Source organism: Anaerobiospirillum sp. NML120449, from assembly GCF_023051105.1.
Classification (GTDB): domain Bacteria; phylum Pseudomonadota; class Gammaproteobacteria; order Enterobacterales; family Succinivibrionaceae; genus Anaerobiospirillum.
Genome location: NZ_JALKIL010000008.1, coordinates 1 through 26,855, shown reverse-complemented (window position 1 = coordinate 26,855; position 26,855 = coordinate 1). Strand labels below are relative to the sequence as shown.

The window sequence follows — 26,855 nt, the reverse complement described above, 5'->3', positions numbered from 1 at the left end:
GTGGGAGTGAGGTTGTTGCAGGGGCGCTGATGGCAGTGGTGATGCTGTGGTGATAAATCCTGGCAGATTGGGGAAAATATGGCATTCGTGCTAAACTGTGGGCCCATTTTTCTGGACATTATGTGTGCCATGGGCCTGCCAGCCCTGAGCGCATATGGAAAGACCTCTGTTGCATGCCTCAGGAGGGCAAATAAAGTGCGTGATGACAATGATTTACCGTCCAAAGCTGATGAATACGGCCGCAAGGTAAGTCCTTACTTCAATATCGAAGACAAGGAAGCCAAGTATAAGGCAGACAAGCTGTTCAAGCGTCTGCGCCGCAAGGTAGGTCATGCCATTGGTGATTACGGAATGATTGAGTCTGGCGACCGCGTCATGGTCTGTATTTCCGGCGGTAAGGACTCCTATGCCATGCTGGATCTGCTTCTTTCCATCAAGCGTTCAGCTCCTATTCCTTTTACCCTTATCCCTGTGCATATCGATCCTGGTTTTCCGGGCACCCCTGAGGGCATGGTAGAGGGACATCTTAAGAATGTAGGCCTTGATTACTTCGTACTCAAGCGTCCTGTTTATCAGATTTCCAAGTCCAAGATCGGCCCTGATCAGCGCATGTGCTCTATCTGCTCCCGTATGCGCCGTGGCTTTCTGTACACCGCTGCCCGTGAGCTCAACATCACCAAGGTAGCCCTGGGGCACCACCGTGACGACATCCTGGCTACTTTCTTCTTAAACCTGTTCTACTCAGGCATTATGAAGACCATGCCGCCAATTCTGCGCAATGACACTGATGACCTCACCGTCATCAGACCTCTTGCCTACTGCCGCGAGCGTGACCTGACCACCCTGGCCAAACTCAAGGACTACCCGATAGTGCCAAAGGGCCTGTGCGGTTACGGCGAGAACGAAGAGCGTGCTGCCATGCTGCGCATGATTCGCGGCTGGGAAAAGGATTATCCAAAGCGTCCTGACATTATTTTCAAGGCCCTCAAGAATGTGGTCCCATCTCATCTGCTCGATCGTAATCTCTTCGATTTCAGCAAGATTTCCAACGGCCCACGCGTAAAGTAAGACCGCAAGTCTTTCCTGGAGGGGACTAAGACGCCTGTCCACTTTGGCCTGCAGGCGGCACAGTCGTAAAGGCCAAAATGCTGGGCGGCATTTGAGTTGTCCGGCCCATGGGGCTGGGCGTAGCCGGGCAGGGCTGGGCGTGGCTGCACAGGCAGGCACAGCAAAAGCCATATCAATGAGCTCTGACAGTAAGCTGTTAGGGCTCTTTTTGTATTAATGCTATTATTACCAGGCTCACTTACAGGCTGTTCCTGACCTGCAGTGGCAGGTCAGGAACAAATGCCTGCACCCTGGCCGCAGGCCGGAGCGCCAAGCGCCTCCCGACACGGGGCGAGCTGCAGCACTGCCCTGCCCGGCCATGGCCATGGCCATGCCAGGCCCGCAGGGCAGGGCGTGGCAGGACAGGGCGTAGCAGGGGTTGGTGAGCTGGATGTCTGGTGGATTTTTCAGGGAGGCGTAATGTCTGACTGGCTTGATGTGCTCAATGATGAACAGCGTGAGGCCGTTGAGGCCACTGAGGGCTATATCTGTCTGCATGCCGGTGCCGGCACGGGCAAGACCCGCACCCTGACATACCGCTATGCCTATCTAATCAATGAGTATGGTATTTCGCCGCGCTCGGTATGGTGTGTGACCTTTACCAACAAGGCCGCCATTGAGATGAAACAGCGTGTCCAGCAGCTGTGTGGCAATGCTGTGGGCAATCCTTTTGTCACCACCTTCCATGCTTTCTGCGCGCTCTTTTTGCGTGAGGAAATCATGGCCGTAGGCTGGCCTAAGACCTTTACTGTCAGTGACGTCTCTGACGTCAAGGATCTGCTCCGCCCCCTGTACCAGGAATGCGAGGTGGACGGCAAGAAACTCAGCCTTAAAAAGGCCTGGGAGTTTATCGATGCCAAAAAGGGCGACCGTGACTATGTGCCGGCCCTGATTGGTCCCGACAGCATGGAGCTTATGAAGCGCTCCCAGGAAGCTGCCGAAGATGAGCTCAAGCTTTTCTGGCGCTATCTTTTTGCCCAGCGCACCACCTATTCGCTTGATTTTGATGATCTTATCTTACTGACCCTGCATATTCTCAATCACTTCCCTGAAGTCAAAGAGCGCTGGCAGAAGCGCCTTGAGTACATCATGGTCGATGAGTTCCAGGATATCGACAGTGATCAGTATGAACTGGTAGAGATCCTGGCCGGAAAAAACAATAATCTCTTTATCGTAGGCGATCCTGATCAGACCATTTACTCTTTCCGTGGTGCCCGCGTCGAATATTTCAAGAACTTCTGTAACCTGCATGCCGGGCAGGGACGCAAGCTCAATCTGACTTATAACTACCGATCGCAAAGTCATATCCTGCAGGCGGCCTATTCCGTTATTTCCAACAATCCTGACCCCGACCGTCTGCCTCTGGTAGCCATGCGCACTGACATCACCATTGATGACATGGCATCTACCCACGACCCTAATATCCGCAAAGAAGACAGGATGAGCCCTGATGTGGCTGCCAAAATCGCCAGCAGCTCCTATTACAGTCAGGGCACTGCACTCAGACAGCGCAAGGACAGACTGGCCCGTGTTACCGGCTATCGTGCCCAGCAAAAGCTCGAGCGTATCGGCCTTGAGCCAGTGCGCCCGGGTGACGGCAGCCAGGGCAGCCTGGGCAGCCCTGGCAGCCCTTATGGCCAGGCTGGCGCGACCGGCCCGTATGGCCAGGGCAGTGTCGGGGGACGTCCCTCCTACAGTGAGGCGGTTACTCTGCAGGCAGGTGACGGGCAGTATCACTATGAGTATCAGTCTGTCAGCGACAGGCCGGTAGCAGGTCTGCGCGGCGCTCTGAGTGAGACCCCGGATAAAAATGGCCGTGCTCTGAGCATGAAGCCGGTCATTACCCATACCTCCTCAATTTATGTTGAGGCAGAATACGTCTGCCGTACCATTAAGGAAATCAGAGAGCTCTTCCCTGAGTCATCCATTGCCATTCTCTACCGTGCCCACTATGTAGCCATGCAGCTTGAGAATGCTCTGGTAACCAGCCATATTCCTTACAACGTCATTGGCGACCAGCGCTTCTTTGACCGCAAGGAAATCAGGGATGTCATTGCCTACATCAGACTGCGCGTCAACCTTGATGATGACGTGGCCTTCCGTCGTGTGGTCAATGTGCCTCCACGTGGCTTTGGCAAAAAGCGTATGGAGCATCTTGAGGCTCTTGCCAGAGCACAGGGATGCTCACTGTTCCATGCCCTTGCCCACAGCGCTGATGATGACTTCCTTTACAAAAGGACAGGGATGGAGAGCTTTGTCAGCACCATGACAGCCATGAATGCCATGGATTTTCGTGCTCCGGCAGATGACTTTGAGATCATTATCAACAACAGCGGCTATGAGGAGTGGATTAAGCAATCAGGTGAGGATGAGCGTCTTGAGAACATTGCCTCATTAAAGACCTACCTCAATGACTTCAAGAAAAATCAGGATGATGAGGTCAATCTTGCTGACTTCATTGCCAATATCACCCTGATGACCAGTATGGACGAAAACAGGCCTGATGCCCCGGTACGTCTGATGACAGTGCATAATGCCAAAGGCCTTGAGTTTGACTATGTCTTTGTCGTAAGCGTCAATGAAGCTGTTTTCCCAAGCAAAAAGGCCATTAATGAGCTCAATGTAGAGGAAGAGCGCCGCCTGATGTATGTGGCCATGACCCGTGCCCGCAAGCAGCTCTTTCTGTCTGAGGCCGGTGGTGAGCTGCAGAACCGCTCTGATCCGTCAGCCAGGATTAAGCGCCAGCCATCGCGCTTTTTAAGCGAGGTCAAGCGTGAGGATGTCATCGAGATTGGTGGCAGCAGCGCCGACTGCATCAATCGTGATCAGACCTCTGCCCGCAACAGCAGCGGCGACCACATGACCGCAGGTGAGCGCTTCTTCCACAAGCTGCTGGGCCATGGCGTGGTACGCGAAGTGCGTGAGGCCGATGGTGAGTATCTGGTCTTTTACGAGAAGCTCGGTCGCGAGCGCACCCTGGCCTTTACCGCCAAATTTGAGCGTCTCAACGCAGCCTCCGCAGCCGCACCCGAGGCTGCCTCGCCTGAGGCTGCCGCCCCGGCTGCAGCTCCTGCGGCCCCGGCCGGGCCAGCGACCGCTCCGGCACCGGCAGCGGCAGCTCAGGCACGCGGCATGTCGCTGGCTGACTTTCTTGATGCCCGTAAGGGCGCCCAGCCTGCAGCAGCAACAGCCACAGCAGGATCTGCTGCCGGTGCGGCTGCAGCCTCACCATCGCCTTATGCCTCGCGACCTCATAATTTCAATTATCCTGAGGGCGATGTTGAGGATGAGGACAATAGCAGCATCAGCATTGATCAGTGGGAGAAGCGCTTAAGACAGCAGAGCACCTCCGGTCCTGTTGCCGCAGGCGCAGCAAGTCCATGGGGTGCAGGCTCGCCTGTGGCCACACCAGCATCTGAGGTCAGCGCTGGGACACCATCGGCTCCTGCTGCTGCTCCGGCTGCTGGTGCCGCCGATGCCCGCAAGATGTCACTTGCTGACTTCCTTGAGGGCAGTAAGGGCGCTCAGGGCGCTGACAGCAATGCCAGAGCAGCGGCCTCACCATATGGCGCTGTCGCAGGTGCTTCACCTTTTGGTGGTCAGGGAATGTCGCCTTATGGCAGCCCGAAGGGCTCTCCTTATGCCCGTCAGGTCTCACCTGATGAACTGGAGATCGGCAGTGCCACTGATAAATGTGGCTCTGGCACCAGCTCAAATGCTGATGCCGGTGCATCGCCTTATGGAGGAGCAGTGAGCTCATCGCCTTTTGGTGGTCCGGCATTGCCGCCTCTGGAGCGCAGCAGGGCTGCTGCCGGCGCAGCAGCCGACACGGCAGCGGCGGCACCGGCCACAGCTGCAGCTGGAGCCGGGACGTGGTCTGAGCCTGATGACAACTGGTTTGCAGGCGGGGACTTCAACGACAGCAATGATGGCGATGATGATGAGTTTGTGCCTGTAGAGGCGCTCTCTCATGCCGCAAGCGGTGCTGCGCCGTATGCTGGTGCCGCAGGCGGTGCCGGCCGGGACAGTGGGGCCGGTGGCGGCGCCGATGGAGATGAGGCACTGGGCAAATTCGGGGTTAACAATTTTGACCTTGATTTTGGCAAGGGCTACGGCTTTGGCCGTGGCAGATCCATGCGCGAGCTCAAGTATCTGATGCCTGGCAATGATGGCGATAAAGGCAATGATCAGACCTGATCTGGTCTGGCAGGGCCATAAATGACAGGAGGCGCTTTTCCGGCTAAGGAAAAGCGCCTCCTGTTTTTTGTGCATCCTGCAGCTGTTGCTGCATATCTGTGGGACCGGGACTGAGCCAGAGGGCATGCGCCCCGTGAGTTCAGCCACGGCCTGCGGTGGCCGCTGCCTGGCCGGTGTTGGACCGGACGACGGAAGGGCCGTCGTCAGACGGAGCATCGGACGGGCCGGCAGACGGCACGTGCTGTGTTATCAGGCACGGGACAGATATGGCTTGTGCGGGAAGAAGATGTCGTGGGTCTGGCGGCTCATGCCCTGACGGAGCATGTTGTTGCCAATCCAGGTGCCGATGATGGCGCCAATGAGGCCGGCAATGAGGGCCGGAACAATGGCGTGGGCACTGAACATGGAGATCTTGAAGATCATGCCAATGGCATAGACACTGATGGAGCTGGCAATGCTCACCAGCAGACCGCAGGTATTAAAGCGGCGGGAGAACAGACCTAGCAGTACCGGCCAGACAAAGGCGCTTTCCAGACCGCCAAAGGCAAAGAGGTTAATCCAGGCAACCACATCCATAGGGAACAGGGCCAGGATAATGGCAATGACGCCCATGATCATGGCAGTGCCCTTTACAATCAGCTTCTCGTGATAGCTCATGGAGCTGCTTACGGAGTCCTCGATAAGCTCAGGCTCGTTTGCCTTGCCCTCAGGGCGGTGCAGGGACTTGAAGAGATCACGAACCACAGCTGAGGCAGCAGCAATGAGCAGGGAGCTGACAGTACTCATGGTAGCTGCCAGAGGGCCCAGAATAGTCACGCCTGCAAGCAGAGGATGCATTTTGGCGGCAATCAGTGAAGGGATAACTGTGTCAGTACCGCCGGCTGGCAGTTGAGTTACTACGGCACGGGCCAGCACGCCCAGCATGGTCATACCAATCATCAGGGCACCGCAGACAACGGTGGCGATAATCATGGACTTGTGCAGTTCCTGGCTGGAGCTGTAGCTCATGCATCGTACCAGAGACTGAGGCAGACCAATGGTGGCAAAGCCTACCAGAATCCAGGTGGAGAACAGCAGGCCAATTGGCAGGGCGCCGCCGGCATTGTACTCAAGATTGCGACTGATGCCGGTAGCCTCGTTGATATTGACCTCGGAAATGGTCTTCATTACCTGACCAAGGCCGCCGCCTTCGGTGATGATGACATAACCAAGGACAAACATGCCGGTTAGCATCAGCAGGGCACAGATAGCATCAGTAACAGCCACAGCGCGGAAACCGCCTGATGAATACAGTACGGTAACCAGGGCAAAGATGATAAGACCCAGCTTGTAGTCGATGCCGGTAAGGCCGGCAAAGATCTGGGCACCACCAATGAACTGGCCCACAATCATGGCGATAAAGAAGATGATGAGCAAAATGGCCAGCACAAAGGATACGGTGCGGGATCTGAAGCGCTCATAGATAAGGTCAATAACGGTCAGGCTGTCGGTACGGTGTGACAGCAGGGTCAGCTTCTTGGCCAGAACGCCCAGAATTAAAAAGGCAGTGATAATCTGCGGAGCGGCAAAAACCACCCAGCCCAGACCAAGATTCCAGGCAATACCCGGACCTGACACAAAGGAGGATACTGATCCGTAGGTGGCTACCAGGGTCATGGCCAGCACAATGCCACCCAGGCTCTGGGAGCCAAGGAAGTATTCCTTTTTGAAGTTTGCGGCACGGTTGGAGCGCCATGAGGCGGCCCAGCCCACGCACAGAAGGACGATAAAGAAGATACCAACCGGCACCAGAGGCAGGATATTAAACATTGATCTCACTCTCCCCTGTCGGTTTTGTTTTTGACGGAAGTGACATTAAGCACGCATGGCTTCATGAAGAATTTGACCAGCACAATGACTACGCCTACAGAAAGGACATAGCCTCCAAGGCAGCTCAGAACAAACCACAGAGGCATATGCCATATGGATACTGTGCTGTCGTGAGTGAGGAAAATGGCCAGCCAGAAACATACTGTTACCAGTACGGCGGCAAGGAAGGTATACAGAGCCTCAGAGTCAAGCTGACGGAACTGGGCTGCATACTGCTCATGAGTCAGCTCGACACAGCCTGAGGCGGCAGCTGGTGCTGATGGCGCAGCCTGGGCTGACAGGTCAGCCTGGGCTTGCAGCGCCTCAGTGCTCTGATCTGAAGAGTGGGAATTGCTCATAATTTGATCCTTATTACTCCGGCTGCCCGTAAGGAGCAGCGGAAAATGCTCAGGTAAATGCACGGGGGCATTGTAGCAACCTTGCAGTCAAAATAACGCAAACTGTATGTTATGCCTGATAAAGAGCATATAAAAGCCATTTTGGGAGCGGGGAGCACAAGAATTTCATATGGATAACTTGTATGTCAGTATGAGGCAATGAGGCGCTTTGTTCTCCGGTAATATTGACGGATATATCAGGAGTGCGGACACGGCTTGTGGAGCGTAAAATCCCCGCAGGTATGGGAAGAGACGGGACTGAGGTGAAAGAAAAAACTGTCAGGAAGTTCCGGCATGGGCATGGAGCAAAAACGCACGCAAAAGGCACGGCGCGCACCGGGGATATTTATTTGTGACTTTTTGCTGTTTATTAAAGGGAGCAAAAATGTCAAAAATCGTCAAAAAAGGGCTGAAAAGTAACCAAAAACGCTAAAAAAGCCCGAAAAATGGCAGCAAAAGTGCTCAAAAACGCTTTAGCGGCCATGTTACAACATTGCCAGTTTATTTAATGACTTAATAAAATCACTTTAATAATATGACAAAATTTAGGGTATTTTAACCATAACAGCCAAAAAAATCCCCCAGGGCCGGACATAACCAGCTCATGGCTCTGTATCCGTACCACGGGTTTATCAATCTTTTATTACCGATAAATATGATAAACACGCCCTTTTATCCCACCAGACAAGGTCAGCTATACCGCCACATTCTACAGGAGCACAAAGGCAGTACCAGTCGGAGCGCAAGGAAAAACAAACGGGTAAAAAGCATTGAAAAAGGCCTGATTTGACACTTTGGCATAAGTAAAACTTATGCAAAGTTAGCCAAAGCTACTGTCTTCAACATGTACCTGACAGGACTGTGACCAGGATCTGGCCGGATGCCGACCAGGATATCACCTTGAACCGACCAGGAGCTGACAGAGATCTGACCTGATTCGCCCCTTAATGCCAGGCTCCCATGAGACGATTGTGCAGTGATTCTGGTCTGAAGGCATACCCGCCTCAGGCCGAATGTCTGCAAACATTGCACATGCAGACAGCTCCTCAGAGAACACACCCGCATATATTCAGCCTGAGGTCCAAATCAGGGACGAATACTGACACTTCTAATCACGGCTGATGGGAACCTGAATGCCGTCTTATGGTGGCAGCCGAAGCGATGTCTCGTGGCAGACTTGGATTATTACTGCAAATGTTCATATCACGGCAGCCGTGAGCCCCACTGCCATCTTATGGAGGCAGCGGGATTATGACTGTTGCAGCTATTTGGCATATGGTCATTCCTGATTGAGAAACATAGTGTCAGCAAATCCTGCAGGCATGCTAAAGCTCTTACTTGTTATGCCGTCCCGGCCAGTTTTGCTTTTCCGGGCCAGGCCGGGCCAGGTCATGCATGGCCGTGCAGGGCATGACATGGCCATGGCCTTAATCAGGTTGCTGGCTGCCAGGCTCTGTGTGTGGCCTATGGCCGGTGCTGCAGACTGGATGGCTGATAAAGCTGAGGCTGATGCTGAGGCTGAGGTGGCACTGTGGCTGTGCCCATGCCGGCGAGCATGACTACATAAATAAAGCCGGCATCGCGTGCCTGCTGGCACCAGCTGTCCTGATAGCGGGGAGCTCTCATGCCCCGGGCCATGCTTTTTTCAGCGCGGCGCAAATCGCCCTCAACTGTTTCGTCAAAGGTCCAGGCGGCGATATTACTGATAAACAGACCGTGGAGCTCTACAGTGCGGGTGCGGGCCATGGCAATGCCGACAGGATTGTTTCGTGACAGGCGTCCAATGACAACAGGCAGGTTGTTATTAGCCGGACTGCGATGAACAATATCAAAATTGCAGCCTGGAGCAGCTGAAGTACTGAATGTCGTGGCCATGCCCGGTATCCAGGCGTCCTGGTCAGGGCCGTAGATCTGATCTGCTGTGAAGGCTGCAGGATCGCGTGCCGAGCGGGCAATCACTGTAACCTCGTCATTACGGCTGACAAAGCGGTCCAGATAGTCGTTGATGGCTATATTGTCCTTCATGGCCGTAAAGCTCAGATGGTAGTTGGACAGATCAGGGACGCTGTCGACAAAGCGCATCTGACCGCCGTTATCGGCAATATAGCGGCGCTGCTCATCAAGGGCATACTCACGTTCGCCCTTGTAGGCATAGAGGTATTTGCGGGCACGGGTATAGGCAACGTAATAAAGACGGCGCTCCTCAGCAAGATCAGCCTTTTCATCTTCACTGAGCGGAAAGATGGCTGAGGCAGTACGGGCAGCTTCGGTGCAGCTCCAGTTCCGGCGCTTGAATCCCTGAGGATTATCAACTGTTTTGTGCTCAAACAGTGGCAGTGATGCTGATGATGGACTTATCAGCACCATGTCAAACTCAAGGCCCTTGACCTTGTGCATGGTGGTCAGCACCAGCTGCAGTCTGTCATCCCTGATAAGACGCTCGTCACGGTAGGTATCGTAGATACGGTAAATCTGCGCGCCCTGATCCTGATGGAGCACCTCGGTTATGTAATCACGCATACTGTCCATGGTGGCAGGTGAACCGCTGTTATAGGAGCTGCTGGCCATTTCAATGTAGCTTAGCACCACGCACCAGGCCATATCGATACTTGTGTGATCCCACATCGGATGGCTGTACATAAGGTCAAGACACACCTTTTTGATTTCATTGCCAATAAAGTTTTCATGTTCAGGAACCAGTATCAGGTTGCGGCCTTTGTGACTGTCACAGTATCTGATAAGAGCATAGAACTCACGTTCACGATCAAGAGGACAGCCTGAGGAGCCCTGAATTCTGATATTAAAGTTGCTCAGCAGGCTGCCATGCTCTTTCATCATATTGCGCAGCATGGCAAGGCCCTGATAAACCTCATTATTGGTTCTGAAGAACAGGGCAACAGTTCTGATGCTGCGTCGCTTGACTATGGTATTGAGTCTGGAGCTGTCAAATCTTTCAAAGCTGTCACCATCGGCCATGGCAAAAAGCTTTTCAAGAGATGTGCGATTCAGGCGGCCGTCTGTTGCAGTATCGTCACTGTCCGTGGCTGATACCTGGGACCTGTCCTGAGCAAGGCTCTGGCCCTTGCCCTGGCTCTTGCCCTGGCTCTTGCCCTTGCCCTTGCTATTGCCAGGGGCGTTAGCCTTTCTGGTTGCATGGTCAGGAGCCTTACGGGCAGAACTGCTGTCTGAACGGCTGTCGGCACTGTTTGCCGGGGCACTGTCCATATTGTTTTGCAGCTGGTTATTATGCTTATTGATCTCCTGTTCAAACAGCTGCATTATTTTGCGGTTTTCATCCAGGGCAAAGCTGAGCATACCAGGCAGATGCTGGCGCAGCAGCGACAGCGGGTTATCTGAGCGGCAGCTGCTGTCAGTGCCGCTGACCTGATCTGCCTGGAGGGCATTGGCATTTTGCGCTGCATCTGACGCGGCATCTGACGCGGCATGCTCACAGGCAGAGCCTTGGGAAGATTCAGAGCCAGGGGCGGCGGCAGAGTCAGAGCCTGGGGCGGCGTCAGGTGCGGCGGCGGCGTCTGCAGCAGCCCTGGTCCTGGCCGGGGTGTCCTGCGTGTCTTTGTCCTGGCTGGCTGGGGAGAGATCTGCGTTGCCTTTTACACGGCAGTCAAAGATGCGTGCATAGTCAGTCTCAGGGGCATATTGCTCAAAATCAGGAGAGCTGACAGGCAGGAAAGTACGGTCTGACAGGAAGTGCGCTGCCAGGTCCAGAATCTTCTGGAATGAGCGGTAGTTCCTGGACAGAGTCATGGTCTTTGGTCTTAAGATGCTGCCCATCCAGTTGTAATATGGCTCGGGACTGACTGCCAGAGCATACTCTGCCGGGCTCATAGTGCTGTTGTGGGCATCACCACCGGATCTGGTCAAAGCCTGGCCCGGTGCCAGTACTGCGTAGCTGGCTGCAGCAGCGGCAGCATAAAATGGTGCGGCGGCGGCAGCTGCGGCTACGCCGCCAGCTGAGGCGGCAGCGTGGCTGTGCTGAGCAGGGCTGTCTGGCTGCAGCTCCTCATCATCGGACTCATATTCATCGTCAACAGCATCCTCATAGCTGTCAAAGCCATGGCCGCTGCCGGCATAGCGGGTTTCATGGCCTGATCTGTGATCATGGCGCCGTGCAAACCTGTCATTGAGTTTATCCCCGTCATCCTGATCGCTGCTGTCCTGATGGTCAGAGGCTGAGGTCGGCTTTAAATTAAGATGCAGGGCTGCAATGGAGCCATCAGAGCCGGCCCTTGCCATGCTCAGAAACTCCTGAGGCAGGGCGCCATTGACGCGATCAAAGCCGTAGATACTCTGATTGATATCGCCAATGGTGAAAAAGCGCAGGCGTGGGTAGTTGCGCGTGAGATTAAGCAGGAAATCAAGACGCGTAAAGGTAATGTCCTGGAACTCATCAATCATGATGAACTCGAGCTTAGGGAAGAGCGAGGTAAAGAGCTGAGGCTCAGTTCTTACGCTGTGCAGCAGCACCTGCTCCCACCATCTGGCCTCAACATCATTAAGACGATCGCGCAGGCAGTAGCGGGCCAGACCATGGAAGGTATAAATGGCAATGAGGTGAGCAATGCGGCCCATGCCCAGGCTGGCAAAAAGGCTGTTCAGGCGCGTCTTCAGTTCGGTGACCACAGCTCTGTTATAGGCCAGCACCATGATGTTGTGCGGGTCAATATGATCAATCACTACCAGACGTGCCACCTTCATGGTCAGCACATGAGTTTTGCCCGAACCAGGGCCGGCCAGCACATTGATGTGACGGTCAAGACTGCTGGTATAGACCTCCCACTGCTCTTCGTTGTCCTCCATCATGCTCTCGGCTTTTTTAAGGGCCTGAGCATTGAGATACTGCAGAACTGTTGAGTCTGGTCCTGAGAAATTGGACAGCAGGGTTACATAGTCCTTGTAATTTCTGATGCGGAAGAAGTTCTCAATAAAGGAGCTGCGATCCTCAGGCCTTACCTCAGTGCAGAAAACCCTCATGATCATAAGGCGCGCAGTAGCCATACGTGCAGTTTCTTCAAAACCGTTACGTACCTCATAGTAAATTGAATTACTGTCAGTGGCATTATCAAGAGGCGGCAGAGCATCTTTGCCCAGAAAGATTTCATAGCCCTGACTGAGAAGACCTGTATACGTTATCAGGCGCATGGTGCGCAGCAGCTCAAGAGCAAAGTAGAAGTAACCGTAGCCATAGAGCCTGCCATCGCTTTGACCGTAGAGATTTTCAAAATCGCTGCGGCTGTTATGCAGCTGATATCTGTTGCTTATATCCTTTGCATCAGGGTGCATTAGTCCGAGGCGATCAATAACCTTGAACCAGTTGTTAAACCAGCTGAAGGATTCAGACAGTTTGGCAGCCTCATCATAAGGGGCCTGAGCAGAGGCAGCTTCGCCTGAGTCAGGAGGCAGTATATTAATGCCCCTGGTGCCCATGGAGCTCATGAAGCTCATGGAGCTCATGGAGCTGTTTAGAGATGTGATCGTGGCTGCCCTTCGCTTAAGCATCATTTGAATTTCACAGGTGCTGTTAAAGTCGGTGTAAGCAAAGTCGAGCAGGCGTGGCAAATCCTCCTCAAGAACATCAAGGATAAGATGGTAGGAGCGCAGGCCGGCACTCAGGCTGAAGCTCTGAGCTTCATTGATTGAGCCATACAGTCTTGTGTCATAGCGCATCACAGCTCCTGGCATCCAGGAACAGATACGGAATATGCCGGCTATGATCAGCGGGGTGGCCTTTTCAAGCCAGGCGCTGGCCATCATGTTGCTCTGGCGCGGATTGCCCTGATACCATGGCATAAACAGTACTTTGCGGGTGGTGACAGTTTCCACGCTGTGAGCTTTGATTTTTTCAGTAATTTCAACCGTATGACAGTAAGGCTTGATCTGCTCTTTGAGAATCTGTTTGATCCTTTGCGAAATGTTTTGTCTGCCGATACGCAAAAACATGGCAGATTTTCGTCTGTTACGGTTGCGACGACGTTCATCACCTTTGCTGATGCGTTCATAAATTTCATCTGTAAACTCATTAGTGCCAGCAGGGCCTGTGTTCTTTGCCTCACTCAAAGAAGAGCTTGCTGAAGGCGAATGCTCACTGCCACTTGCAGAGCTGTCCTGCTGTGAGCTGTACTGAGCTGTGAGATCAAAGGTATCATCTCCGCCCTCCATAAACATTTTATGATGCACATACTGGCCATGGCGCCATGCTTCATCAAGCAGCTCACGGGCAATTAAAAGGGTAACTCCCAGAGTTGGCATAAAGCGTACGAGCTCGACTGCACTTTCCGGTATTCTTTGCTTATCCCTTTCCATCTGGCAAAACCAGCTGATTTCAGGATTTACGGAGACAGGGCCATCCATTCTGAAGCTGGAGCTGACTTCGATGATGTTGCGTCTGGTCAGCTCAAGCAGAACATTGATCACGTCTTTATTGCTGATACGGTTGGATCTGGCAAAGTGCTCATAATCAAATGCATGAGTACCGGCCATGACAAGCCGGGCTGCAGTGATCTCCTCACCATCTGGGCTGTTGTCTCTGTCAGCTGAAGCTGCAGCAAAATAAGGCAATTCCTGTTTTTGCAGATTTTTGATCTTCTGATTATGCTCATCTGCAAGCAGATCCTCACAGATCATAAGGGCGTAGGTTAAGGTCTTATTGCCGCTGTCAAGCTGAAGCATTTCATCTGGAGCAGATTCTCCTGAGGTAGCAGTGCCCAGGGCAAAATCACTGCCCATAGCCATGACTGAATCAATGCTGTCCTTGACATTATGTAAAGCACTACTGTCCTTTGAGTCAGGCATGTCATCGCCAGCACTGCCCTTGCCGCCGTCATGGCCAGCATGGATATCACGGGACGCGGCGCTGCTTTGGGCATGATCGGTATCGCAGGAGAGCTCTGTATCAGTGTCTGCACTGGATGGTGTATCTGCGGGGCCGTCAATGACGCGGCCTGATGATGTCAGGACATAGCTGCGCTCGTCGTCACCTGCAGTGCCATAGACCAGCTGCACCCTGCTGACAACAGTATTTTTGAGAGACTGAGCCTTAAAGGTGCGGATAAAGTCACGAACCACGCTGCTGTTAAACCTGACAGCAAAAGGCACCATAGTGCGGAACTGGACCCTGATACGGCCAAGATGCTCAAGGTAAAACAGGATAAGGCGCTCTTTTACCTGATCACGTTCGCTTTCAATATGAGTTGGCGGAGGCAGAAGTATTTCTGTCTGAGAGCGTGACAGAACATCAGCAGGCACAGCTACCGGCTGAGTAATGGACTCCCTGAGGGTCATGAATTTACAGATATAGGAGCGAATCAGCAGCTCGGAGTGGACCAGATCACTCCAGCCAATAAGACTCTTGCTCAGGTATGCTGCATCATTATCAAAGTCCTTACTGTCATAGAAACAGCAGGCAGGCAGCTTACGGCCATCAGGGAAGGTGGAGTTATACATCCTGAGGTCACGACCGGCACGGCCAACCTCCTGCAGGTAGTTTTCAAACACTGATGGCGGAGACAGATGCAGTACGTAGTGAATATTAGGGATATCCATGCCCATGCCAAAGGCATTGGTGGCGCACAGAATATAGATCTGTCCCTGGGAGCAGGTAACAGAATCCTTCTGCTGCTCTTGCAGTGACTCGATATAAATCAGTTCTCTGATGCGCCTGATATCATTGCTGTCGATATTTTCCATGCCCGACAGCTCCTTGAGAAGGAATTTCTCGCGGGTGGCCTCCAGACTCTCTTCTTCGAGTTTCTGAGCATCCTCATTGCTTATTTTGAAGCGCTCAAAGCGGTCCTTGCGCTCTTTGGTATCAAGACCGGCATGGAAAAAGTCAACGTGACCTGCCATTTGAGCAATGGGGTCATAACTGTCATCGCTGTCCTGACTTTCTCTCAGCGGATTGCTGTAGTCATGCTCGATGTGGACAATACTGTCGGCACTTTCGGAAGCAAACTCATCTGCAGAGATAATTCCCTTATCGGTGCTGGCAGCGTCAGGGCCAGTCTTCTCCACATTATGGACAGAGGTAAAGGCGGTGCCGGCACCATATTTATCTCGATTTTCAGCTGATATGCCTGTTAAATGATCTGTTGATGTTACAGGGACGACCTGGCCTGCAGTTAAGGAACTGGCCCTGGCAGCTGTTATCGAATTGGCCTTCATGAAGCGGTGAGCATTGGCAGCTTTGTTAAGCTCCAGGGCCAGTTTTCGGCACTGATTACGGGTGCGGCAGAAGATAATAAGGCGACTTTTACGGAAGTCTATCCTGTTGCGGCTGATAAACTGCAGTACAGCATTGAGGCGTGAATCTTCGTCACAAGCTACATGCTCCATCTGCAGAGCAATATGATCGCGTATCGGGTTGTAGCTTTCATTGCCGACACCGAGCATTACCGGGTCAGTAAGATAGTTCTTGAGATCCTTTACCACCTGTCTGGTCATGGTGGCAGAGCACATAATGCTGGTAACAGGGAATTTCTTGCGCAGCTCAGAGCATACCCAGGCAGCAAAAATATAATCAGGGCGGAATGACTTACCCCACTGGGAAATACAGTGAGCTTCATCAAAAATCATGTACTCACCACCGCCATCGCGGCGCAGACGCTCATACAGATCCTGGAAAAAGCTGCGGCTGCGAAAGCGCTCGGGAGTTACATACAGCAGCTGCAGACGGCCATTGCGCAGAGCATTCAGGCACTGAATGTTTTCATGCTGCATACGGTCTGAGGATATGTAATCGACATTATCAAAGCCTCGGGCGCGCAAAGAGAGCACCTGATCGAGAATCAGGGCTTTAAGCGGGGAAATAACAATGCTCAGACGCCCGCTGTAGCGGGATCTGAACAGGGATGGTCCCTGGAAGAGTACAGACTTGCCACCGCCTGTAGGAATGGAAATCAGGCAGTCATGATCATGTCTGATAATGGCAGGCAGGGCGGTTTTCTGATAATCACGCCACTCATTGCCATCAATAAAGCGCTCGGAAATCTCACGCATGGCAATGTTCATGGCGAGCCTGCCATCAGGCGTATCTTTGTCGAGCAAATCAAGCAGATTTCTCCATTTGCGCTCTGACAGCAGCTCCACCTCATGACCATCACGCCCCTTCATGTTCTGGCTATGGTTCTGCCACTGGCCATGGTCAGAGCCCGTGCCATAGTCATGACCACTGCCCTTACCATATCCCCAGCCGTCATGGGCGCCTGCTCGGCCGGCCCTTGAGGATGTCATGGCTCCAGCTGAAGCTTCATCAGCCTGAGCAGCTTCAGCTGCAGCTGAGGAGGCTGATGTTGCTGCTGCAGATGCTGTGGCAGCTGCAGCATGGTCAGTCTGCTGAATAAATCCGTGCATGGCTTCGAGCTGACTGAGGGTGGCAAGAGCATCGGAGATTTCGTAACCGGCGCTGCTGAAGTAGCGGCTACTTAAGGCCAGCATGGCATCTCTGTCAGCATCATTTGCGAAGAACTCAAGGTCCATTCTGAGGCTGGCAGGCACAACTGCAGGAACGTCAGATACTGAGCTGACTGTGCGCGCAGCCTGGCTTACGGTATTGAAGATATTGGCTGCAGTGGCATCACCGCCGTAGCTCTGGCCGCCATATCCGGCGCAAAGGTCAGGGTCGATACAGTAAAAATCAGCACGGGCAAGTGAGCCATCGCCGCCTGCAAGAGCAAGGCAGGCCTGACGGAACATACTCATCAGACCCTCCAGGAGCATGCCGGTCACATCATCATCACCGCCATAAAAAGCCAAAGATGCAGCATGACTGCATTTCCAGTCCGGCTGTGAGCTGTCTGGAGCTGTTCTGGCCATATTGCCTGTAAGGGCTTCGTACTTTAGACAGAGGCTGTGCAGTCCGCGACTGTAAAGTCCCGGAAAGAAGTGGCTTGCCTGAATATGTCCCTTAAAGCATGGCTGGCCGGCAGGAGCACAGGATGCGGCAGATGAGCCGGCACGCAGGTTAATGGCAGAACTGATGGAATCAATGTCAGCATCTGATGATGACAGGAAGTTGTGCTCACGTATGATTCCCAGCAGGGTACGGGTTTCGTAAGAGCCAAGGTTGTCGACAATAATGGCGCAGCGCTCCCTGCGGCATTGCCAGGCAAGAGCCAGCAGCTCATGGTCACTGCTGATAAGACGGGTAAGAGAGCGCACCTGAACGTTAAGGGACAGGGCATCAGTCATGGCCTGAACCTGACTTATGTCATTGTCAGCGGCAATGAGGTAGATAATGCGCCCGGCGTCCTTAAGCTCAGGACGGGCACAAAGCTGGCTTACCAGCTTTACCTGGGAGGCCCAGTAGTAAGGCAGCATTTTCAGGCTGTACTGATCGCGCAGCAGGTACTGATCATCAGGGAGCATATTCATTATGCTCTCAGTGCTTATCGTGCCCTCATTGGCTGCGCGTGAACGGACCAGCACCAGAGTGTTTGCCTGACAGCCCTTCGCAGCTGTGTTTGCAGCTCCAGCATCTGCAGTCAGGGCAGCAACGCCACCTGCAGCGCCAGCATCTGCAGCCAGGGCAGCAATGCCACCTGCAGCATCATCACGGGCACCGGCAGCGTCATCAACGGCAATGCTGTCTGTGCTGGTATCAGAACCGTTAGAGGCATGGCTGGCAACTGTATCAGTAATAGCAGGGCTGGCCGCTGAGGCGCATGCCAGGGCAGTGTCATGCAGCTGTGGCATGGAGGGAAAGCAGCGCTCATCGACACGCAAATTGAGGGTTTTGCCCTCAAAAATCATGATTAGCTCAGACAGAGGGAAAGGGCGCTCCAGTGAGCTGATGGTCAGATGATGAGCATCATCACGGGTAATGATCAGGTGTTCGCTCTTGCGTGAGGCTGGTATCAGGCCATGGATTGCGCACCACTTGCCAAGCTCGCGACTTTGAGCCGGGCTGAGTACAGTGAAGTGCTCACTGATATTGGACGGATGCAGTGAGGTCTCAAGAGAGAGGCGGGCAAACAGGGACACATCGACATGCGATGCCAGAGGGGTAATCTTAAGGGCAGAGCTGAGCAGCATGGCTGAGCTTTCAACCACTATGAGATTATCGCTGGAGGCAAGGGTTTCATGGTCAAGGCGCAGCTCGCTCAGATGCTCGACAGATGCTGTCTTTATGCCCTCATGACGGCACAGTACAGTTACACCGTCTGACCATGGGTCAGCCGATGGCAGCAGTAAGTCGCTGCGGCCTGACATCTCTGTGGTGAAAATGCTCTCAGGCAGGTTGATGCCGCTTCCCGGAAGCGATAAGCGCGATGCGATCTTGCGCACTGTGGATGGAATAAGGGCGCAGTAATTCCTGACACGGCTGCAGGCATATAAAGCAAGAGCCCAGGCAATCAGAGCATTATGCTCACCCCACTCAAGTACTGCATCACTGTTGATATAGCCTGACTCAGGCCATACAGCCCCATTACCACTGCTGACATCAGATGCTCCCACAGCACCTTTAGCGCTGCTGACATCAGCAGTGCCCACGGCGCCATTGCCATGGATGTTATGCTCACATGCTCCCGGGCAAGAGGCCTGGTATGGCTCAGGCACACAGCCGGTAACAGGAGTAATAAGCACCATGCGTCCCATGCTGCCATAGAGGCTCTCTGGCATGATGACAAGAGTGTGCTCGAGCTGTCTGTACAGCTCATTAAGAGCCGACTCAGGATTATCCTTAAAGCGTTCTGCCAGCTTGAATGACTGCAGCAGGGAGCTCAGTACCGGGCTGTCAGGAACAACGGCCTCAGGCCCAGGCACTGCAGGAAGAGCAAAAGCAGCAGCGCCGACAGGTACAGATATTTCAGCAGGCACAGAAATACCGTCAGACACGGCAGGAATGTCGTGTACAGCAGCCCCCTCTGTCATCAGGGTGCTTATGCACTCATCAATGGCAGGGCCACGACTGCTGCCATCTGGTGTAAGTCCTCTCAGAGCAGAGCCAAGCTGCCAGAGCATCATTGCAAGGGCATGGTTGTCGCCATCACAGATGAGATCAGTAAACTCACCAAGCTCATCAGGAAGGTGCTCTTTAAGCTCAGTCATGGCATTAAAACGCAGACTGTTAAGCTTTTTAACTGTCCTGTTATGCTCAGTAATATATGTACATGTATCACTATGTTTAGCTGCACATGCAGCTGTGCCTGCTCCAGCCCTGGATGCTGTGCTTTTGCTTGCAGACGATCCGGTAAAAAGGCAGGCGGCAAGGAAAATCATGCTGGTTATAAGACGGGTGTGCAGTGCAGCAAACAATCTCACGTCAGCATCAGAACTCTCGACCACGCTGTCAGTAACTGTGCCTGCATCTTTACCTGTGGAAGCATGGGAGAAATCATCAGTGGACCTGTCATAAGCAGCTCTTTGTTCGACTGCCTGAACGCTGGCAGGCAGCCTTGTGATGATATTAAGAGCAGCTCCCACCAGGGCAGCGATACTTTGAACATCAACTCCGGCATGCAGGGCACTGCCGTGAGGCTCAGTAAGATACTCAAGCTCATTGAGATCAATAAGGTCAACGCCGCTCAGGTTGCTCCACAGCTCAGGATAATCATGCAGGTCGCAGCCGACCAGCACAGTTGTTTTCTGAGCAGCTGATGCTGGCAGGGAGGCCCCGGTTTCAACAGTAAACTCCTTAATATCAAAGGGCTTACTGCACAGACTGTCACCGCCTTCATCAGCTGAGCTTTCCACTCCATTGATGTGGGCAAGCTTTACCTGCAGGACACGAGTATCTGCATCTCCCTCACCAGCATCATCTGCCCTGGCCTGAGCATATGAGAGGCCATCGCAAGCAGCAGTTACATGTACCAGTGCTACACCCTCAGGAGTCAGGCTGGCTATGGTTTTAAGTTTATTGAGCAGTGCTGCCATGAACAGATCGCCACAGCAGTCATTGCGCGCAAGAATGCTGTTGCGCTGCTCATCAGACATAATTTCCATGAGGTAGCGCTGCTGGGACTTATCAAAGCGGCTCAGGAACAGCTCGTGTTCATCAAGGCACTGCTGCATTTCTGTCAGTGCTACTTCATTGAGAACCTGAAGCTTCCTGTTAACACTTTTGTGCTCCGCATCGCTTCGAGCAACTTCCTTATCAGGTCCTGTTAAGTCATAGTCCTTACCATCATGTGAAGCAGCTTCATTATCCTCACCTGCCTGGGCATCAGTCATGGAAGAAGCATCGTCATCATAAGATGAGCCTGATGACTCGTAATCAGCATTAGAGGAGCTTTCTTCAGTTGAAGTATCTGCACTGTGCAGCGCATCAGCTGACGATGAAGCACTGAGCTTGAGCAGTCTGTCTATAACCTGCACAGTCTGTCTAAGAGGTATAAGGGCGTTGCTGTCAGGTTCCTGTTCAACACCAGCTGCTACATATGCATAAGCGCCATCATTGGCATGATTTTGAGAACCTGTCGGCTGGGAGGATTGCTGTGCCTGTGCCTGAGGCGGGAGTATGTATCCCTGGGAACGGGCATTTTGAGCGGCTGAAGAGGTTGCAGGGGCATGGAAATTCTGACCATTGCCCTGCTGAGGCATGGACTGATGTGCATACGGAGGCTGAAGCTGTGATTGATAATTTACCTGATCCTGAGGTACGTCCTGATGACTGATATGAGGGGAGCTCTGGCCCGGATACTGGTAGTTAGCATGCTGTGGATACTGGGGAGCCATTACAGGTACGCGCTGCACTTTACTGCCGGCCTGTTGAGGTGCCTGCATATAACCTGCATTGAAGTGGGCATGCTGAGGATGTTGTTGCGGATGCTGCGGCTGCTGCATATAGCCTTGAGCTGCAGAGGCCTGATTACGACCCATAGCATTGCCAGGGCCATAGCCATTGCTGCGCTGGCTGTGCATGGAGTCAGGTGCGCTGTTCATCTGGTATGGGCGGGCGCTCTGATTGAATGCCTGGTGCTGCATGGCGCCATGGGGGCCTGACAGAGCAGATGGGCCCATAGTGCCAGGATGTCCTGACAGAGCAGATGGACCCATAGTGCCAGGATGTCCTGACAGAGCAGATGGACCCATAGTGCCAGATGATGCTGGCACAGGCTCATTGGAGCGATACTGTCCATTGCCTGGTGCCATATGAGGGCGTCCTTGCATATGAGCTTGTCCCTGAACATGGGACCCGGTTTGAGCCTGATCTCGTCCAAAAGTCTGAGTCTTCCCATAAGGGGGAGCCTTCCCATAAGGCTGGGACTGTCCCATAACCTGAGGGTATCCAGGCGCCTGCTGCTGAGGGGAGCCCTGCAGCTGGCCATGGCCATGCGACTGCCCATTGAGGCGACTGACGCGACCTTGCACAGCAGGCTGGCTCTGCCTGTCAGCTGGCAAAGCGACAGGAGCGGGAGCAGCGTTTACTGCATTACCATTGCTCTCTTGCTTATGCATGTCCTGATGACCAGCTGCACTACGCTTTGCACTACGCTTTGCAGTACCGTGCATGGAAGTGCCTGCATTGTTTTCCTTAATTGCAGCATGAGAAACATCAGGACGGGTATTATGCTTATTACTGGTCATAACTTTATGTAGTTCTGGCAAGGGCTCTGAGCAATTACTGGACTTGATTTGCCAGTAGCGGGCTGTTCTGTGCTGTCAGTGCAGCGCGGCTCATGGTATGAATGAGTGTATCATGGCTGCAGCCACTGCCCCATAAGCTGACAGTCAGGACAGGTATTTTTGCAATGCACAAACGCCAAAGCCACCGTGAAGGTGGCTTAGCTTAAGAGTCTGATTTTATCTTACGTACATTCGGGCATCATGCCTCAGGCATGATTAACACAGTGGGGGTGTGCGGCTCGGGCGCAGCCTGCTTTGACAACTTGCGGCCGGCTCTTAGAGAGTGGCAGCCAGCTCTTTGATATAGCGGGCGATATTAGGTCCGATATCAGGATGGCGCAGGGCAACCTCGATAAAGGTTTTGGTGTAGCCTTCCTTGTTGCCACAGTCATGGCTGTGACCTACAGCTGCATAAGCATGAACATTTTCGATATTCATAAGAAGATCAATGGTATCAGTAAGCTGGAACTCGCCGCCGGCTCCAAGAGGAGTACGACGGAACAGTGGCCAGATTTCAGCAGGTAGTACATAACGACCGGCAACGGCATAGTTGCTTGGAGCCTCATCTACTGAAGGCTTTTCGATAATGCTCTTGATTGAAACATCCTTGCCTGAGGTCAGTTCAGCGCCGTCCAGGTCGACAATACCGTAGGATACGACATCAGCATGAGGTACCGGCTCGACCATGATCTGTGCAACGCCTGTCTCTTCAAAGCGCTTAACCATGGCGGCCAGATTGTCCTTGTGCAGATCAGAGGCTACTGAATCCATGATGACATCAGGAAGCAGTACGGCAAAAGGATTTTTGCCGACGATAGGATAGGCGCACATGATGGCGTGAGCAAGGCCTTTGGCTTCACCCTGACGGACGTGCATGATGGTTACATCCTTAGGGATGATATTCTGCACTTCAGAAAGCAGCTGGCGCTTGACACGCTTTTCCAGAGTGGCTTCAAGCTCGAAAGAGGTATCGAAATGGTTTTCGATAGCGTTTTTGGAGGAGTGAGTTACCAGAACAATATTCTTTATGCCTGCAGCTACAGCTTCATTTACGACAAACTGGATCAGAGGGCGATCAACCAGAGGCATCATTTCCTTTGGGATAGCCTTGGTTGCAGGGAGCAGTCGGGTTCCCAGTCCAGCAACCGGGATAATAGCATACTTGATATTGCCGTAATTCATGTCAGGCATAGCAGCCTCCACCAGATGATAAAAATTTCAGCATATTCATTATGCCATATGCAGGCACTGGGTTTTATTAGGACCAGATAAGAAAAAAGCGAGACCTTGGCGCCTCGCTTTTCCTGTGATTCACCCCGGCACATCTGACAGCTGAGGTGACTAACGTTTGTACTCAAGTGATTAAGACCGGACCATAAGGTACGGCACCGTAGTGATTGTGTTCTTACAAACCTTGAACGGCATCAACAGATGCCCGGACGGTGTTTTACTGATGTCCGTCCGTCAGTCTCGGGCTCAGCAGAGCGCGGTTCTGACTGATAAATATGTGACTGGGCGTTAAACACGCCCTTTCGATCGCATACATACTATCACAGATAGGCTGTGACTGCCATAAATAAAGAACTGGCAACTGCATCTGCAGCGCATCCACCAGACTTACTGATATGAAAAAGGCCTGAATACACGCGGTATCCAGGCCTTTTGCAAAATTATGGAAATTTCAGGCAGCCGACAGGTCAGCACCTGAATATCCATAGCGGCTGTTAGCCGAGCAGGGACAGACCCAGCTGTGGACGGGTATTAGCCTGCATGAGCATGGAGGTGGCAGCCTGCTGAATGATGCTCTGCTGGGACAGATTAGCAGACTCTTCGGCGAAGTCAGCGTCACGAATACGTGAGCGGGCGTCAGCCTGGTTGGCAGAAACATTAGCCTGGTTGCGAATTGAGCTCTCCAGTCTGTTCTGTATAGCACCTAGTCCGGCACGCTGACCATCAACAGCAGCAATCAGCTTGTCCATGCCCTCGATGATGCCATCAATCTTGGTAGTATCACTTAACAGAGCGATAGACTTATCTTTGTTCCAGACGTTTGCTAAGGTCACACCAGCTAATTCAGCCATTGCGGAAATGCGCATGGAGTTAACCTTGAAATCAATGGTATCACCCTTGTTAGCACCAACCTGTAAGGTCATTGTGCCAAGCTTACCTGCACCACCGCCACTGAAAATGTCCTTATCGGTGCCGCCGCCGTCCAGAACGGTCTTGCCACCGAAAGTAGTCTGGGAAGCAATACGGTTGATCTCTGTTATTAAAGAGGTGGCTTCCTTGTTCAGAGCCTTACGATCCTCATCGGTGTTGGTACCGTTCTTGGCCTGAACAGCCAGGGTACGTACCTTCTGCAGCATGCCGCTGATCTCGTCCATGCCGCCTTCGATGGTCTGGGCAAGAGCGATACCGTCGGAGCTGTTGCGGTTGCCCTGGTTCAGACCATTAATCTGGGTAGTGAGGCGTGAGGAAATCTGCAGACCTGCAGCGTCATCCTTGGCACTGTTAATTCTCAGGCCTGAACTGAGGCGCTGGTAGGTGGTCGTAAGCTGATTCTGAACGTTGTTAAGATAGCGGCGACCGTTAAGTGAACTTATATTTGTATTAACATAAACTGCCATTTTGAAATCCTTATTACAATCTGGACTGTATTAGCCGAGCAGGGACAGACCAAGCTGTGGACGGGTGTTAGCCTGCATGAGCATGGAGGTGGCAGCCTGCTGAATGATGGACTGCTGGCTCAGGTTGGCAGACTCTTCGGCGAAGTCTGCGTCACGAATACGTGAGCGGGCATCAGCCTGGTTGGCAGAAACGTTGGCCTGGTTGCGAATTGAGCTCTCCAGCCTGTTTTGTAAAGCGCCAAGTCCAGCACGCTGACCATCAACAGCTGCAATCAGCTTATCCATACCCTCAATGATGCCATCAATCTTAGTGGCATCGCTTAACAGAGCAGTAGATTTATTAGCATCCCAGATGTCACCAAAAGTAACATTAGCAATAGCAGCCATGGCAGAAAGACGCATTGAGTTTACAGTGAACTCAATGGTATCGCCCTTATTTGCACCAACCTGAAGTGTCATCTTGCCGGTATTCTTGGCACCGCCGGTGCTGTAGATGTCATTAGCGGTACCGCCGCCGTCCAGAACGGTCTTGCCACCGAAAGTTGTCTGGGAGGCAATACGGTTGATCTCTGTCATTAAGGAGGTGGCTTCCTTGTTCAGAGCCTTACGATCTTCAGCAGTGTTGGTACCGTTCTTGGCCTGAACAGCCAGAGTGCGTACCTTCTGCAGCATGCCACTGATCTCGTCCATGCCGCCTTCGATGGTCTGGGCAAGAGCGATACCGTCGGAGCTGTTGCGGTTGCCCTGGTTGAGGCCATTAATCTGGGTAGTCAGGCGTGAGGAAATCTGCAGACCTGCTGCGTCATCCTTTGCACTGTTAATTCTCAGGCCTGAACTGAGGCGCTGGTATGTGGTCGTAAGCTGATTCTGGACGTTGTTGAGATAGCGGCGACCGTTAAGTGAACTTATATTTGTATTGACATAAACTGCCATGATGAACCTCGTATTCTTTACTTATTTATCCCTGAAATAGGCTTTCAAAGGCAGCTGGCGACATTTGTCTGCACGGTGTACGCAGCAGGCCTTGTTGGTACGTTATCAGTGATAGCGTTTACACAGCATGGGAAAGTTATATTGTTTGTCTGTCAGCTTAGGGAAACGCACCATTGAATGGTTTTTCAACAATCATAAATCGCTTGTACGTGAAGTTAGTTATAAATAAAGATTTATTGTATCTAATAGATACAGCGTCATGCGCGCAAATATAGGCATATAAATGTATTTTGCTGTAGACAGATTCAGATAAATAAGCTGTTTCTTGATAAGAACTAAAAGAAAATATGCTTTACTTGTATACCAGCTATTTGACTCATAATTTATGACGGGCGCGTCAAAATTCTGAGGCATAGCCGTCCAAATTTTACTGCATTATAATGTTTTGTAGAGTAAATTCTGGAATTGTGCGGTATGGAATTTGAAGTTGATTGGGGGGTCAGATACTGAGAGTTTAAGCTCGTACTTGTTTTATAAAGCACAATATCTTTCTTTCTTTTCTTGTCTAGTTTGTCAGTTAAGTTACGAACACGTGATATGAAACAGGTATACATGTCGGACAGGTTCGTGTTTTGTGGTATTAGCGCAATTTCTGGCATGATTTACAGGTGCAAGGTGTAAGGTGCAAGGTGCAAGGGCTGATAGTCTGAGCTCAAACATATGAAAAAGGCCTGAGCGCGTTGTGCACTCAGGCCTTTAAATTTTGCGTATTGCTATCAGGCAACTGATCTGTCAGTGCCCGTATTCCTTATGGAGGAATTAGCCCAGCAGGGACAGACCCAGCTGTGGGCGGGTGTTGGCCTGCATAAGCATGGATGTAGCAGCCTGCTGAATAATGGACTGCTGAGACAGGTTTGCGGACTCTTCGGCGAAGTCTGCATCACGAATTCTGCTGCGGGCATCGGCCTGGTTGGCAGAAACGTTAGCCTGGTTGCGGATGGAACTCTCCAATCTGTTCTGGATTGCACCTAGTCCTGCGCGCTGTCCATCTACCTTGGCAATAGCGGCATCAACCGCAGCGATAAGATTGCTGGCGTCGTCGGCAGTGGCGAGGGTAAAGCCTTTGGCTTTGTCCCAGACGGCACCGACGGCACCACCACCGCCA

General features: G+C 52.5%; 9 protein-coding genes. 2 read left to right on the top strand and 7 right to left on the bottom strand.

What is annotated here, in order from left to right:
- The first annotated feature begins 195 nt into the window (after nucleotides 1–195).
- On the top strand, nucleotides 196–1,068 hold the full coding sequence (gene ttcA, locus MXE41_RS03780) for a tRNA 2-thiocytidine(32) synthetase TtcA (protein ID WP_247099423.1): 873 nt from the start codon (nucleotides 196–198) through the stop codon (nucleotides 1,066–1,068).
- Nucleotides 1,069–1,527: 459 nt separating this feature from the next.
- Entirely contained in the window at nucleotides 1,528–5,304 is a 3,777-nt protein-coding gene (locus tag MXE41_RS03775) for an ATP-dependent helicase (RefSeq protein ID WP_247099422.1), read from the top strand.
- Between the two features lie 249 nt (nucleotides 5,305–5,553).
- On the opposite strand, the gene panF is transcribed toward MXE41_RS03775, so the two are convergent.
- The 7 genes from panF to MXE41_RS03740 all read right to left on the bottom strand — a co-directional run.
- Nucleotides 5,554–7,113, bottom strand: a complete 1,560-nt coding sequence (panF, locus tag MXE41_RS03770; protein WP_247099466.1) for a sodium/pantothenate symporter — start codon at nucleotides 7,111–7,113, stop codon at nucleotides 5,554–5,556.
- Between the two features lie 5 nt (nucleotides 7,114–7,118).
- Nucleotides 7,119–7,511: a YhdT family protein gene (locus MXE41_RS03765; protein ID WP_247099421.1), complete on the bottom strand. Its 393-nt coding sequence runs from the start codon at nucleotides 7,509–7,511 to the stop codon at nucleotides 7,119–7,121.
- A gap of 1,503 nt (nucleotides 7,512–9,014) precedes the next feature.
- Nucleotides 9,015–21,656, bottom strand: coding sequence for a UvrD-helicase domain-containing protein (locus tag MXE41_RS03760; RefSeq protein ID WP_247099420.1), 12,642 nt, complete (start codon nucleotides 21,654–21,656; stop codon nucleotides 9,015–9,017).
- Nucleotides 21,657–22,406: 750 nt separating this feature from the next.
- Nucleotides 22,407–23,321 (bottom strand): UTP--glucose-1-phosphate uridylyltransferase GalU, encoded by a 915-nt coding sequence (gene galU / locus MXE41_RS03755; RefSeq protein ID WP_247099419.1) that lies wholly within the window; start codon nucleotides 23,319–23,321, stop codon nucleotides 22,407–22,409.
- A gap of 533 nt (nucleotides 23,322–23,854) precedes the next feature.
- Nucleotides 23,855–24,757, bottom strand: a complete 903-nt coding sequence (locus MXE41_RS03750; RefSeq protein ID WP_247099418.1) for a flagellin — start codon at nucleotides 24,755–24,757, stop codon at nucleotides 23,855–23,857.
- 30 nt (nucleotides 24,758–24,787) lie between these two features.
- Entirely contained in the window at nucleotides 24,788–25,690 is a 903-nt protein-coding gene (locus MXE41_RS03745; RefSeq protein ID WP_247099417.1) for a flagellin, read from the bottom strand.
- A gap of 819 nt (nucleotides 25,691–26,509) precedes the next feature.
- A partial coding sequence (locus MXE41_RS03740; protein ID WP_281503537.1) for a flagellin occupies nucleotides 26,510–26,855 on the bottom strand: 346 nt, incomplete at its 5' end.

Excerpts from the sequence above, each read along its gene's own strand:
- MXE41_RS03775 (WP_247099422.1), top strand. The coding sequence starts at position 1,528 with ATGTCTGACTGGCTTGATGTGCTCAATGATGAACAGCGTGAGGCCGTT.
- panF (WP_247099466.1), bottom strand. The coding sequence starts at position 7,113 with ATGTTTAATATCCTGCCTCTGGTGCCGGTTGGTATCTTCTTTATCGTC.
- MXE41_RS03765 (WP_247099421.1), bottom strand. The coding sequence starts at position 7,511 with ATGAGCAATTCCCACTCTTCAGATCAGAGCACTGAGGCGCTGCAAGCC.
- MXE41_RS03760 (WP_247099420.1), bottom strand. The coding sequence starts at position 21,656 with ATGGCACCAGGCAATGGACAGTATCGCTCCAATGAGCCTGTGCCAGCA.
- galU (WP_247099419.1), bottom strand. The coding sequence starts at position 23,321 with ATGCCTGACATGAATTACGGCAATATCAAGTATGCTATTATCCCGGTT.
- MXE41_RS03750 (WP_247099418.1), bottom strand. The coding sequence starts at position 24,757 with ATGGCAGTTTATGTTAATACAAATATAAGTTCACTTAACGGTCGCCGC.
- MXE41_RS03745 (WP_247099417.1), bottom strand. The coding sequence starts at position 25,690 with ATGGCAGTTTATGTCAATACAAATATAAGTTCACTTAACGGTCGCCGC.